Origin of the sequence: Antrihabitans stalagmiti (assembly GCF_016482825.1) — a bacterium.
Taxonomy (GTDB): domain Bacteria; phylum Actinomycetota; class Actinomycetes; order Mycobacteriales; family Mycobacteriaceae; genus Antrihabitans; species Antrihabitans stalagmiti.
In genome coordinates this window covers 917,586-930,147 of record NZ_JAEMNV010000002.1, presented here as the reverse complement: position 1 = coordinate 930,147, position 12,562 = coordinate 917,586, and the positions used below count along the sequence as shown (strand labels likewise).

The window sequence follows — 12,562 nt, the reverse complement described above, 5'->3', positions numbered from 1 at the left end:
ACGGGTGCCTGACACGACTACGGCGATTCGAGATCCGTCGTCGGATCGGCAATCGGCCAGCCACCCGCTGCGAGTCTGGAGCTGACCCGATCCACATCCGAGGACAGCGGCATCTCGTCGGTGATCTTGGTGATCATCACTTGGATGTCGGTCTTGTCGATGGGAAGGTCGCCCGCCGTGACGAGCGCTGTTGTGATCTGTTCGACCTCGTCGTCGGACAGCTTGCGAGTCAGTAGTGCCAAGAGTGGAACGTAGTCCCTTTCCGGCACGCCCTCGGGATAGCCGGCACGCAGCCAGCCGAGGACGTTTGCGAGAAATGGCGGAAGTGCCAAGGCGGGCGGCTCAGTTGTCCGACGGATTGGCCAATGGCCATCCGCCCGCTGCCAAACGCGACGCTACGCGTGCGACATCGTCGTCGCCGGGCTGCTCCAACGCGACTTTCGCAATTGCATCCTCGATCTCACTGCGCTCGATGACACCGTCTTCGGCGACAGCATTCGCAATCAACTGATCGGCGATCTTGCGGACTTCGAATTCGGTCAACCGACGGTGTAGCACGGCGAAGAGTGCGATGTAGTCCTCGCGGGGCACACCCTGCGGGTATCCGGCGCGCAGCCAACCGATGACGGTCTGGAGTATCGACTGATTTTCCGCGTTCGCTTCTGCAGTCACGTGATTATCCTTTCGCCTTTGCCCCGAAGAGGGAGATGTCGAAGCTGGTGAGGATGAAATCCTTGGCAATGAAAAGCACGCCCGCGATGACGGAGAGCAAGACCAATGCGAGCAGAGCAGATCCGGCCAACGCCATCACCGGATTACGGCGACCGACCGTGCCGTCTGCGTTGATCTCGTTGACCGCGAGGAACTTGATTCCGTAGGCGAATACGACGGGCAACCCGGCGCCGAATACGAGGCCGATGGCGACAACGCGCCACAGCGAGTCGACGGTTTTGAGGAAAGTATCCATGTTCTACGTTCGCCCTTCTCAGACGTTCGCCGGGTCGGCGGGAGTGCTCGTCTTGACTTTTTCCGAAGGAGGCGTGAGTCCGCCGTCCCAGTCTTCGTTGACGTTCGAGGTGTCGACCGGGTTCTTCTTCGAGCGCAGGTACATGTAGCCCGACAGCCCGACGAGGATTCCGAACACCACGAGCACGCCACCGAGTCCGCCGATCGCGTGAGCGAGGGCCCAGCAGAGTGCGCCGACGATGCCGGCGGCAGGCAGGGTGAGCAGCCACGCGGCGGCCATCCGACCCGCAACGCCCCACCGGACCTCCGCGCCCTTCTTGCCGACGCCGGTTCCGAGGATCGAGCCGGTCGCCGTCTGTGTGGTCGACAAGGGAAGGCCGAAGTGGCTGGACGTCAAAATGATTGCTGCAGATGACGATTCAGCCGCGAATCCCTGCGGCGACGCAATCTCGACGAGCCCCTTGCCGAGCGTGCGAATGATTCGCCAGCCGCCGAGGTAGGTACCGAGCGCAATTGCCAATGCACAGGACAGTTTGACCCAGAAGGGCATCTCCGAATCACCGTTGATGGTGCCGTGCGCAACGAGGGCCAGGAAGATGATGCCCATCGTCTTCTGCGCGTCGTTGGTGCCGTGCGCCAGCGAGACGAGTGACGCCGACCCGATCTGGCCCCAGCGGAAGCCTTCTTCTTTGTTCTTCTCGTTGACGCGATCGGTGATCTTGTAGACCGCGAACGTTCCGATCGCGGCGACGAGGCCGGCGACCACGGGAGCGAGCAGTGCGGGAACGAGGATCTTGTTGACGACGCCGTCGGAGCCCTTCGCCCAGATGACGCCGCTGGTTCCCAGTGCCGCAATCGTCGCTCCGATGAGTCCGCCGAACAGCGCGTGCGACGAACTCGACGGAATGCCGAAGAGCCACGTTGCGAGGTTCCAGAGAATGCCGCCGACGAGTCCGGCGAAGACGATCACAAGAAGGTCTTGGCCCTGCACGGTTTTGAGGTCGACTATTCCTTTGGCAACGGTTGCGGCGACTTCCACCGAGAGGAAGGCGCCGACAAGGTTGAGAACAGCGGAAAGACCGACTGCCACCTTCGGTTTGAGTGCACCGGTAGCGATCGATGTCGCCATCGCATTCGCGGTGTCGTGAAAACCGTTGGTGAAGTCGAAGGCCAGAGCCGTTACGACGACGATTAAGAGGACGAGGAGTTCAGCGCTCACGCGATTAGTGTGCGTACTCGATCCGCGGAAAGCCAGCCAGGGTCGCGGGTGTTCATCTGCCGTCCACCAAGTGACCGATATGCCCGGATATGCAGGAGGTTTACGTCACGTTGTAGTCGATCGTGTGTCGCGTCGCAAAGGATGATCGTCGGGTATCTGGACGACGACGATGCTTACTCCATCGGGGTCGGTGATCCACATTTCGCGCAGGCCCCACGGCTCCTTCTTGGCTTCGCGATCGATGGGGACTCCCTTCGCTGCCAGCTCGCTCTGCGCCTTGGCAAGGTCCTTGACCTGAAGCCAAATCGCGCCGTCGAAGGAGTTCGACGCTCCGGTTCCGCTGTAGGACGTGACCTCGATCAAGCCTTGACCGGCGAAGAACACGGTGCCGCCCGGGTACTCGCGGGCGATGGCAAGGCCGATCACATCGCGGTAGAAGGTCAGCGTGCGTGCGTGATCGGCAGGACGCAAGATGATTCTGCTGCTGAGTACCTGCATCGCTTCAAGCTCCCTGGATCGGCCGTGCCTCGTGGTGTCGACGCCCGTGTGTGCGTCGCGATTCCTTCATCTCGGCTTCGAAGAGATGCCGCTTACCGCCCTGCAGTTCGTCACGAATCCGCTTGTCCGCCTCGCGAAACGCCGACCAGTAGCCGTCGTCGAACTCCTCGACCAACTGAAAGGTCCAGCGACCTTCGACGACGTTTCGGCCGACGAGTTCGTCGCGCAGCTGCTGCGCTGTAGCCGCATGACCGGCCTCTTCGAGCGCATCGGCCGCCTCGCCGAGCAGTAGGTCGGCGTGGCCGGTCAGCTGATGGAAATCGTAGAGATGTCCGCGTGCACGTTCGATGGTCTCCAGCGCTTCGGACACTTTGCCGACCGCTGCGACTGTCTCGTCGGTGACGCCGTCGGGTCGGACGTGTTGCTCGTTCGGTTTCTGCGGGTCCACACCCTCAGTCTTACCTCAGAAGTACCAGGGGTAGGGGGACCAGTCGGGTTTGCGCTTCTCCAGGAACGAATCCCGACCCTCGACGGCCTCGTCGGTCATGTACGCCATCCGCGTCGCTTCACCCGCGAACAGTTGCTGGCCGACCAGACCGTCGTCGGCGAGATTGAACGCGTACTTGAGCATGCGTTGGGCCTGCGGCGACTTGCCGTTGATGTCGGCGCCCCATTCGAGTGCGACGTCTTCCAGGTCGGCATGGTCGACAACTTTGTTCACAGCGCCCATGTTGTGCATCTCGTCGGCTGTGTAGGTGTGGCCGAGGAAGAAGATCTCGCGGGCGAATTTCTGTCCGACCAACTTCGCGAGATAGGCGCTGCCGTAGCCACCGTCGAAGCTGCCGACGTCGGCGTCGGTCTGCTTGAATCGCGCGTGCTCGCGGCTGGCGAGTGTGAGGTCGCAGACGACGTGGAGCGAATGGCCGCCGCCGGCGGCCCAACCGTTGACGAGGGCGATGACCACTTTCGGCATGAACCGGATCAGCCGCTGCACTTCGAGAATGTGCAACCTGCCTGCGCGCGCCTTGTCGACGGTGTCGGCGGTGTCCCCGCTCGCGTACTGGTAGCCGCTGCGTCCGCGGATCCGTTGGTCGCCGCCGGAGCAGAACGACCAGACGCCGTCCTTGCTACTCGGGCCGTTGCCGGTGAGCAGTACGACGCCGACGTCGGACGCCATTCGCGCGTGGTCGAGTGCCTGGTAGAGCTCGTCGACGGTGTGCGGTCGGAAGGCGTTCCGAATGTCGGGCCGATCGAACGCAATTCTGACCGTGCCCTGCTCGACGTGCCGGTGATAGGTGATGTCGGTGAGATTTTCGAATCCCGGAACGGGTCGCCACAGCTGCGGATTGAAGGTCACCTGCCCCAGCCTAGGTAATACGTCTCGTTGTCATGGCCATCACGTGTGCAATGCAATGTCGAGTGCGTCGCAGTTCGCTGTAAACCTGGCGGGCAAATCTGACACCGTATAACTGCATCGGCTAACGTGACCGTATGAGTGAACAGGCAACGAACGGTCAAACCTCCGTGGACGAAGAGTACGAACACCACGGCGGATTTCCGAAGTTCACCGCCGCAACGCCCGGACCCAATTTCGGGCCGTTCATCGAGGCCATGCGCACACTCCAGGACCTCGCCGTGTCGATCGATGCGCCGGACGACGTGCTCGCAGAAGCCCGGGCGCAAGCCGAAGCACTCGCAGCGCTGTTGGCGCCCTACGAAGCGAAAGAGGGTGAAGCCACAGGCGGGCGCGTCATCGGGCTTCCCGGCCGGGGCAGTCTGCTGATGCTGCCGTGGATGATCGAGAAGTTCGACGCCGAAGGTGTCCGTAGCCGTGGTGTGTTCCGGCGCTATCACCTCGGTGGCAACGCAGCCGCGCACGGCGGCGTCCTGCCCTTGCTTTTCGACGATATTTTCGGCATGACGGTCCACGCCGCCGGCCGACCGATCAGCCGCACCGCGTACCTGCACATCAACTACCGCAAGGTCACGCCGCTCAACGTGCCGCTCGTCATCGAAGGTCGAGTCGATCGCGTCGAAGGCCGCAAGGCATTCGTCAGTGCCCGCCTCACCGACGAAGCGGGAACGCTGCTCGCGGACTCCGACGCATTGATGGTCCAACTTCTTCCCGGCCAGCAGTAAAGCGCTCGCCTGGGGTTCGGCCTAGACTCGGCGCGAGGCGCAGTTTGCAGGGTCCGGAGGCGGATATGGGCATCGTGGTCGGCTTTGTCGGGGTTCTGCTTCTCGTCGCCATCGTTGTGGAAGTGCAGCGCAATCCCTTGCTCGGCGGTCGGTCGCTGGAGCCCTTCGTCGACCTCGCAGATCCTCTCGATCCCGACGCCGTGCCACCCGAAGACATGCCGCCCGAGATCGCGTACACCCTGCTTCCGCACCATCCCGGGGGCATCGACCCCAATGCGTCGGCGGTCTAGCTGTCGGTTCGGATGTGGTCCGCCAGCCACGGCAGCGCGTCGGTGAAGGCCTGCGTCGCGAACTGCCACGTGTGACCGCTCCAGATCGTATGGACCTCGCACGAAATCTGTTGCGCAGAGGCTTCTTTGCACAGGGTGTCGGCGGCGCCGAGTTCGCCGGTGTCGTGTGTGTCGTCGTGCCCGCCATAGCCACTCGGGGTCGACGTCGCCCTCGGTGGCGGATGGTAATTGCCGCTCTGTGGCCGCTTGCCTCCGTTCGGAGGCGCACCGGTGTCTTCGAACCATCCCGAAACCCCAACGTAGGGGCCATGTTTCGCCATGACGGTGGCCGGATCGTAGGCGTCCCATTGCGAGGCGTCGCCGTCGAAGAGTCGATCGATCGTCTGTTCCTTCGTCCCCGCGGTCGGTCCTGCATCGCCTGCGATGTCTTCGAACGTGGTGAACAGGTCCGGGTGCATGACCGTCAGATCGACCGCGCAGGTGCCGCCCATCGACCATCCGACGACACCCCAGTTCTCGGGTTTCGCGGAGGCACCGAAAGTCGAGACGAGGTACGGCCGCACGTCGTCGGTGAGGTGGTCGGCGGCGTTCCCGCGAGGCCCGTCCACGCATTCTGTGTCGTTGTTGAAACTGCCGCCGGAGTCGACGAACACCAGAATCGGCGCCTGGCCGTCGTGGCTGGCTGCGTAGTCGTCGACAGTCTCGATCGCACCACCACTGCGCAACCAGTCAGCCGGAGTGTTGAATTCACCCGCAATCATCATCAACGCAGGCAAAGCAGGTGGTGTTGCGCCGGCGAACCAGGCGGGCGGCAGGTAGACGTACTCGGATCGGTGGGCGAAACCGCTTGCGTCGTCCGGTATGTCGACCTGCACCACCTTGCCGGTGTCCGGCGACGTGCCACGCAGACCCGCGAGCTCGGCGACGTCGATTTCGTCGGGCAGCGGACCGGCCGTGAGCGCGCCCCATGCAGCCGACACGGTCGGGTAATAGCCGACCCATTCGTTGAGAACGACCAGGGCAGCGGCAAAACTCAAGGGCACCAACAGAATCGACAACGCTCGACGCCACCACCGCGTACCGCGCCAACCGAGAATCGCGACCGCTACTGCCGCGACGAAGCACCCTGTCCACAACCACAACTGCGGTGGAGCTGGGTCGGAGGCAAGGCCTTCGGAATCGACATACGTCCGCGCGGCAAGTGCCCCCGCGACGCCGATCGCGATGGCGATCGGCACCCACACATACCGCCATCGTCGAGTCCGCCAACCCACAGCCGCGACGGCGAGCACGACGGTCAGCAGCTTCACCATCGACGGGAACCAGCCGCCGAGCAACGAAATCCCCTGATGCACGCCGCGAGTCTCGTGGCTGACCCTGCGAACTGCCTGTGAAGCCCCTGCGGATCCGTCGTGTGTCGGGTTGGGGCCAAAATGGTTGCGGTCCGGGGATCGGGGGAACGTCGAAGTGAAGCAATCGAGGGCGGGGGAGCACAGCGTGGCAGAGCAGGGCGTGGCAGAAGAAAATGTGCCGATGTCGTCCGCACAGGCGCGGCAGCTGCTGGTCGACCGGATTCGAAGCGTCGGGTACGCCGGCACGGATGCTGTGGAGCAGGCGATGCGGAAGGTCGAACGACACGTGTTCGTGCCGGCGGTGTCGATTGCCGAGGCCTATGCCGACGACGTCGTGATCACCAAGCGCGATCGCGACGGTGCCGTCTCGAGTTCTGCGTCGATGCCGAGCCTGATGGCGCTGATGCTCGACCAGCTCGACATCCGTCCAGGGATGAAGGTCCTCGAGGTCGGTACGGGAACCGGTTACAACGCGGCGCTACTGGCCACCGTCGTCGGCGACCACGGCGCTGTGACGAGCATCGACATCGACGAAAAGGTCGTCAGCGGCGCGCGAGTTGTGTTGGACAACAACGGATTCGCGCATGTTCGCACGGTCGCTGCGGACGGCGCGATCGGACAACCCGATGGCGCTCCGTACGACAGAATCATCGCAACCGTCGGCGCGTGGGATATTCCGCGCTCGTGGTACTCCCAGCTGGCAGACGGCGGCAAGCTCGTCGTCCCGCTGCGCTGGCGCGGACAATCGTGGAGTGTGGGGTTCGACTACCTCGACGGACAGCTGCGCTCGTATTCGGCCGTGTCGTGCGGGTTCGTGCCGATGATCGGGCAGGAGGACGGCGAGCGCACCGAAATCATCTCCTCCGACGGTTTCGTTCAGCTCGTGGTCGATGCGGACCAGGCGATTACATCGGAGTCGCTTGTCGGGGTGCTGGATCAGGAAGGCGTCGAGCGGTGGTCCAAAGCCACGATCGGTGGAGGCGACAGCTTCGACGGGATTTGGCTTCGTATGAGTGCGACGGATCCGGGATGTTGTCGGCTGAGCGCTGCGCCGGAAGCGATCCAGCAGGGTCTGTGCCGGCCCGTTATTGCGCACCGCGATCCTGCTCTGGCCGACGCCACGTCGGTGGCCTACCTGACGGTCCGACCGCGGGGGTCGGGTCCAGGTGGTCCGCAGTTCGAGCTCGGCGCCATCGGGCACGGCCCATCCGGCGACGACTTGGCGCAGCGCTTGTGCGCGGCGATTTCAGCATGGGATCTGGACCGGACGGCGATACCGACAGTGGTCGCAGGTCCGACGGGGTCGCACTCCGGTGAGCGAGGGAGTGGAATGCGTATCGAGAAGACGTCGACCTGGCTGGAGTTGTTCTTCTGACCGTTGCGGACCGGCCCTGCGGATCCGTCGTCCGACGGGTTGAGGCAAGAATGGGCAGCATGCCCCAACTGCCCGCACTGGAGGACCTGCTCGACGAGGTGCACGTCGTCACCCTCCCGATGCGGGTCCGTTTCCGTGGGATCACCCACCGCGAGGTCGTTCTGCTGCGCGGACCTGCTGGCTGGGGTGAGTTCGCGCCGTTTCCCGAATACGCCGACGACGAGTCCGCCGCCTGGCTGCACTCCGCGATCGAGGCCGCGTGGACCGGTTTTCCCGAGCCGGTCCGCACGCGGGTCGCCGTCAACGCAACCGTTCCCGCCGTCGCGCCGAGCCAGGTGCCTGCCGTGCTCGCCCGCTTTCCTGGTGCGCAGACCGCAAAGGTCAAAGTCGCCGAAAAGGGGCAGTCCCTCGTTGACGATGTCCGTCGCGTCGCGGCGGTTCGTGAACACATCCCCAACGTGCGGATCGATGCCAACGGTGGCTGGACGGTCGAGGAGGCTGTCCGAGCGCTGTGCGTGCTGAGTGCGGACGCGCCGCTCGAATACGCCGAACAACCGTGCGCGAGCGTCGAAGAACTCGTCGAGGTCAGGCGGCGACTGCCTGAGATACGTATCGCCGCCGACGAGAGCATTCGCCGCGCCGACGATCCGTTGCGCGTCGCGCGTATGGGCGGTCTCGATGTCGCCGTCGTGAAGGTCGCGCCGCTCGGCGGCGTGCAGGCATTGCTGTCGCTGGCAACAGACCTCGAACCGTTCGGCGTTCCGCTCGTTGTGTCGAGCGCCCTCGACTCGGCGGTCGGGATGAGTGCGGGACTTGCGGCCGCAGCCAGTTTGCCGAACCTCGAGCTTGCGTGTGGGCTAGGGACAGGTGGCTTCTTCGAGACCGACGTCGCGCCGACCCCGCATTTTGTCGACGGCACGTTGGCTGTCGGTCCGATCGCTCCCGATTTGCTGCGGTTGCGTCGCCTCGCGGCTCGTGACGATCGCACTCGGTGGTGGATCGAGCGGTTGCGCAGGTGCTACGCAGTGCTGACCAGCGACACCGCGACGTAGCCGTATAGTGTCGGGCGCCGGTAGTCGAAGATTGTTACGGAGGGCTTGAAAGTGGTTGCAGCACTGAAAGAAACGTTGCTCGACTCGTCGCGTCGCGACACCGTGATCGCAGAGGTGCGCGCACTGATCGACTTGGAGGTCTCGGAGAAGAAGGGTGCGTCGGGTCTCGCCGTTCGAGGCGGCTACGCGGCCGTCAAGAAGGTCAGCCCGTCGATCGTCACCGAGGCGCTCGAGAAGCTGCTGCCCGAATTCTTCGGTCGCCTGGAGCCGTTCTGGCAGGACTTCGGTGCAGCAGGCGGCGGCGAATTCGGCGATTTCCTGGCAGCGCGCGGCGACGAGGTGGCCGATGCGCTGCTCAGCGTCACCGACGAGCGGATCGAGGCGTCGAGCCGGCAGGCCGCGAAGAAGGTCTACAAGTCCATGCGGCCGTCGGCCAAGAAGAACGTCATCGAAGCGCTGCCCCGATTGGGTGCGTTGGTCCAGCGTCACGCGGAATAGGCCGCTCCGCGGCTCGTGAGTCCTTTCGGAGGTGGGACCCTCCGAAAGGACTCACGACCGGCGAAGCCGCCTAGCCCGGCGCTGCCTTGCCGAGGCGCCAGTAACCGGTGAAAGTCACGTTGGCCTTCGGGACGTGGCGCTCGTTGACGAGGTGCCTGCGAAGGCCTGTCGCCAATTCCCTTTCCCCTGCCAAGAATGCGTAGCACGGTCCGTCTGGCAGCGTCGCCTTCTTCACCGCCTCGACGACCTCCGCTCCCGGACGACCGTGCGCGTCTTTGCGGACGATCCAGTGGACGTTCGCGCCATCGGGTCCGGCAATCTCTTGGGCATCGTCGGCATGTGCAATCTCGATGAACGCTTCGATCCGCGCATCCTTCGGCGCTGAGTTCAGGATTCCCACGATCGCAGGCAGCGCGCTCTCGTCGCCCGCAAGCAGGTGCCAATCCACGTTGTCCACCGGGTTGTAGATCAGACCCTCGTCCAGCAGCGCGACCTCGTTGCCTGCCTCGACGCTGCTCGCCCACGCGGACGCGATACCTAGATCGCCGTGTGCCGCGTCGCCGTGAGTGACGAAGTCGATGTCGATCTCGGCCGTGTCGCCGAACTGACCTTCACCTGCAGCCCGGAAGCTGCGGACCGTGTAGTTACGCACACCGGGCCGACTGTCCTTGCTCATCAGCAAGAACTGCGCGTACCAGAGGTTGCTCGCCTTGGTGGGGAGTCGGAGTTCGTCCTGGCCCTCGCGGGCGAAGAAGAAGCGGAACCACTGGTCGAAGCCCATCGGCGCGAACTGTGCGAGGCCTTCGCCGCCGACCGTGACGCGAACGAAGTTCGGACTGATCTGCTTCGATGCGAGGACCTTGGCCGTGAGAATGTGCCGTTCCTGCGGCTTGACGTACTTTGACATGGGCTTAGGTTAGCCTAAGCAGTGCAGCTCGGCGAGTCGCCGTGATCGAGCCGACAGAGCTGGACCGCGCACCGTCTGACAATCTGGACAGGTGAACCCGTCCACCGCTCAGGCCACCGTTGTCGTCGACGAACTCGTCCGCGGCGGCGTCGAGGACGTCGTTCTGTGCCCGGGTTCGCGCAATGCTCCGCTGGCTTTTGCGCTGCAGGCAGCCGACGCTGCCGGGCGGGTCCGGTTGCACATGCGCATCGACGAACGGACCGCAGGTTTCCTCGCAGTCGGACTCGCAATCTCGAGCGGTCGACCCGTGCCGATCGTGATGACCTCAGGAACCGCGGTCGCCAACCTCGGTCCTGCCGTCCTCGAAGCGAACTACGCACGTGTGCCGCTGGTGGTCCTCAGCGCCAACCGGCCCTACGAAATGCTCGGCACGGGTGCCAACCAGACCATCGAGCAACTCGGACTGTTCGGCAGTCAGGTTCGCGCCACGGTCAGCCTCGGGCTCGCCGAGGACGGTCTGGCCCAGAACAGTCAGTGGCGGTCGGCGGTCTGCCGGGTGCTCGCAGCAGCGCGCGGAACTCGGTCGGGCAACGCCGGACCCGTGCACTTCGACATCCCGCTGCGCGAACCGCTGGTCCCCGGTCGCCACCCGGACGAGTTGACGCCCGCAGGTCGGCCGAACGGTGCGGCGTGGACGACCACACAGAACGCGACCCTCGACGTACCGATCGACATCGACCTCTCGATCGACACCGTCGTCATCTCCGGCCACGGGTCGGGGCATCGGCCCGAACTTGCGGGCGTGCCGACCGTCGCCGAACCGACGGCACCTCTGCACGGTCCGCCGCTGCATCCGCTTGCGTTGCCGCTCCTGGAGCCACGCCAAGCCATCATCACCGGCCGCCCGACGCTGCATCGACCGGTGGCGAAGCTGCTCGCCAACCCGGCTGTCGCGGTCTTCGCGCTGACCACCGGTCCACGCTGGCCGGACGTCTCCGGCAACGTCGTCGGTACCGGAACGCGCGCGGTTGTCACCGGATCGCCACGTGCCGCCTGGCTGGCGCGCTGTCAGAAGCTGGCGTCGCACGCCGATGTTGCAGTCCGAGAACAACTTTCGCTGCACCCGAAACCGACGGGCCTGCACGTGGCCGCCGTCGTCACCGATGCGATGGAACCGGGCGACCAACTTCTCCTCGGTGCGTCGAATCCGGTTCGAGATGCAGCGCTCGTCAGCTACCCGAAGCCCGGCGTACGGGTGCTGTCGAATCGCGGCGTCGCAGGCATCGACGGCACGGTGTCGACCGCGGTCGGCGCGGCCCTCAAACACCCGGGGCGGACCGTCGCACTGATCGGCGACCTGACCTTCCTGCACGACGCAGCGGGGCTGCTGATGGGCATCGGCGAACCACGCCCGGACGACCTCACGATCGTCGTTGCCAACGACGACGGCGGCGGCATCTTCGAACTGCTCGAGCAGGGTGATCCGCAGTACGCGGGAGTGTTCGAGCGGGTCTTCGGCACGCCGCACGGAATGGACCTCGCCGCACTGTGCAGCGCGTACCGGGTCCCGCATCGGCTGGTCGACCCCGACCAATTGACCGAAGCGCTCGGCGTCGCCAACCACGGGGTACGGGTGCTCGAAGTGACCACCGAACGGTCGGGTCTGCGCGAACTGCACGCGGCGGTCAGGGCTCGGCTGTAGGTCGGCGAGCTAGGTCTGCTCTGCCAGCCACTTCTCGACGTACTTGCGCTGACCGTCGAACATGTTGCCCATCATCTGCTCGACGAGTCGCTCGATCGCGCCTCCGACGATACGAACCTTGACCTCGGCAGCACCTTTGGCGTGGATGACGGTGCCGTCGCCGTCGGCGTGCAGGACGAACGTTCCGTCGATTCCGCCCATGCCCTTGCTCGAGCGGCCCGAGAACGTGCCGTTCGCGCGCTGGCCGTCGAACGTGGTCCAGGTGTCGGTGTTGACCAACACCAAATCGCCTTTGACGACCTTCCTGACCAGGCCGGGCAACGCGTCGCCGCCCACTTTGTTCGTCATCGTCGCGCTGATCGTCCCGGGAGCATCGGAGCGTGTTTCGACGGAGCCGTGCTCGGAATCCTTGAAAACCCAGTGCCAGAATTCTGTGTTGGTGAGGACACCGTGAACGACGGCAGGCGGCGCGGCGTAGTTGATCTTCGCCTCGAACGTGCGTGACATGGACGACGACGCTACCCCCAGCGGTGCGCTGCAGTGGCGTTGCCAACGGTAATCTGC

The 12,562-nt window shown here is 64.6% G+C and carries 16 protein-coding genes; 6 read left to right on the top strand and 10 right to left on the bottom strand.

Annotation, left to right across the window (positions count from 1 at the left end):
- Positions 1-17 precede the first annotated feature (17 nt).
- The 7 genes from JGU71_RS08430 to JGU71_RS08400 form a co-directional block, all read right to left on the bottom strand.
- Positions 18-332: a DUF3349 domain-containing protein gene (locus tag JGU71_RS08430; RefSeq protein ID WP_199703540.1), complete on the bottom strand. Its 315-nt coding sequence runs from the start codon at positions 330-332 to the stop codon at positions 18-20.
- A gap of 10 nt (positions 333-342) precedes the next feature.
- Positions 343-672: a DUF3349 domain-containing protein gene (locus JGU71_RS08425; protein WP_199703539.1), complete on the bottom strand. Its 330-nt coding sequence runs from the start codon at positions 670-672 to the stop codon at positions 343-345.
- Positions 673-676: 4 nt separating this feature from the next.
- Complete coding sequence (locus tag JGU71_RS08420) at positions 677-967, bottom strand: hypothetical protein (RefSeq protein ID WP_199703538.1); 291 nt, start codon at positions 965-967, stop codon at positions 677-679.
- Between the two features lie 18 nt (positions 968-985).
- A complete protein-coding gene (locus JGU71_RS08415; RefSeq protein ID WP_199703537.1) occupies positions 986-2,185 on the bottom strand; it encodes an inorganic phosphate transporter in 1,200 nt (399 codons plus the stop codon).
- Between the two features lie 105 nt (positions 2,186-2,290).
- A complete protein-coding gene (locus JGU71_RS08410) occupies positions 2,291-2,683 on the bottom strand; it encodes a VOC family protein (protein ID WP_199703536.1) in 393 nt (130 codons plus the stop codon).
- Between the two features lie 4 nt (positions 2,684-2,687).
- Positions 2,688-3,131 (bottom strand): hypothetical protein, encoded by a 444-nt coding sequence (locus JGU71_RS08405; RefSeq protein ID WP_199703535.1) that lies wholly within the window; start codon positions 3,129-3,131, stop codon positions 2,688-2,690.
- A gap of 15 nt (positions 3,132-3,146) precedes the next feature.
- On the bottom strand, positions 3,147-4,040 hold the full coding sequence (locus JGU71_RS08400; protein ID WP_199703534.1) for a 1,4-dihydroxy-2-naphthoyl-CoA synthase: 894 nt from the start codon (positions 4,038-4,040) through the stop codon (positions 3,147-3,149).
- 134 nt (positions 4,041-4,174) lie between these two features.
- Here JGU71_RS08400 and JGU71_RS08395 point away from each other — a divergent pair, with 134 nt between their 5' ends.
- Positions 4,175-4,822, top strand: coding sequence for a PaaI family thioesterase (locus JGU71_RS08395; protein ID WP_199703533.1), 648 nt, complete (start codon positions 4,175-4,177; stop codon positions 4,820-4,822).
- A gap of 65 nt (positions 4,823-4,887) precedes the next feature.
- Complete coding sequence (locus JGU71_RS08390; RefSeq protein WP_199703532.1) at positions 4,888-5,112, top strand: hypothetical protein; 225 nt, start codon at positions 4,888-4,890, stop codon at positions 5,110-5,112.
- On the opposite strand, the gene JGU71_RS08385 is transcribed toward JGU71_RS08390, so the two are convergent.
- A complete protein-coding gene (locus JGU71_RS08385) occupies positions 5,109-6,425 on the bottom strand; it encodes an alpha/beta hydrolase-fold protein (RefSeq protein WP_199703654.1) in 1,317 nt (438 codons plus the stop codon). The genes JGU71_RS08390 and JGU71_RS08385 overlap by 4 nt on opposite strands.
- Positions 6,426-6,609: 184 nt before the next feature.
- Between JGU71_RS08385 and fxlM the strand changes: the two genes are divergently transcribed.
- Genes fxlM through JGU71_RS08370 form a run of 3 tightly spaced genes read left to right on the top strand, consistent with a single transcriptional unit; the run spans position 6,610 to position 9,389 of the window.
- On the top strand, positions 6,610-7,839 hold the full coding sequence (fxlM, locus tag JGU71_RS08380) for a methyltransferase, FxLD system (RefSeq protein WP_199703531.1): 1,230 nt from the start codon (positions 6,610-6,612) through the stop codon (positions 7,837-7,839).
- Between the two features lie 59 nt (positions 7,840-7,898).
- Positions 7,899-8,891, top strand: a complete 993-nt coding sequence (locus JGU71_RS08375) for an o-succinylbenzoate synthase (protein ID WP_199703530.1) — start codon at positions 7,899-7,901, stop codon at positions 8,889-8,891.
- A 51-nt stretch (positions 8,892-8,942) separates the two neighbouring features.
- Complete coding sequence (locus JGU71_RS08370; protein ID WP_199703529.1) at positions 8,943-9,389, top strand: DUF6918 family protein; 447 nt, start codon at positions 8,943-8,945, stop codon at positions 9,387-9,389.
- A gap of 70 nt (positions 9,390-9,459) precedes the next feature.
- Here the strand turns inward: JGU71_RS08370 and JGU71_RS08365 are convergent, their stop codons facing one another.
- On the bottom strand, positions 9,460-10,296 hold the full coding sequence (locus tag JGU71_RS08365; protein WP_199703528.1) for a siderophore-interacting protein: 837 nt from the start codon (positions 10,294-10,296) through the stop codon (positions 9,460-9,462).
- A 91-nt stretch (positions 10,297-10,387) separates the two neighbouring features.
- Here JGU71_RS08365 and menD point away from each other — a divergent pair, with 91 nt between their 5' ends.
- Positions 10,388-11,998 carry a 2-succinyl-5-enolpyruvyl-6-hydroxy-3-cyclohexene-1-carboxylic-acid synthase gene (menD, locus tag JGU71_RS08360; RefSeq protein WP_199703527.1) on the top strand — a complete coding sequence of 537 codons (1,611 nt, stop codon included), beginning with the start codon at positions 10,388-10,390 and terminating at the stop codon, positions 11,996-11,998.
- 9 nt (positions 11,999-12,007) lie between these two features.
- Here menD and JGU71_RS08355 read toward each other — a convergent pair whose 3' ends face one another.
- Positions 12,008-12,505: a DUF2505 domain-containing protein gene (locus JGU71_RS08355; protein ID WP_199703526.1), complete on the bottom strand. Its 498-nt coding sequence runs from the start codon at positions 12,503-12,505 to the stop codon at positions 12,008-12,010.
- Positions 12,506-12,562: the final 57 nt, after the last annotated feature.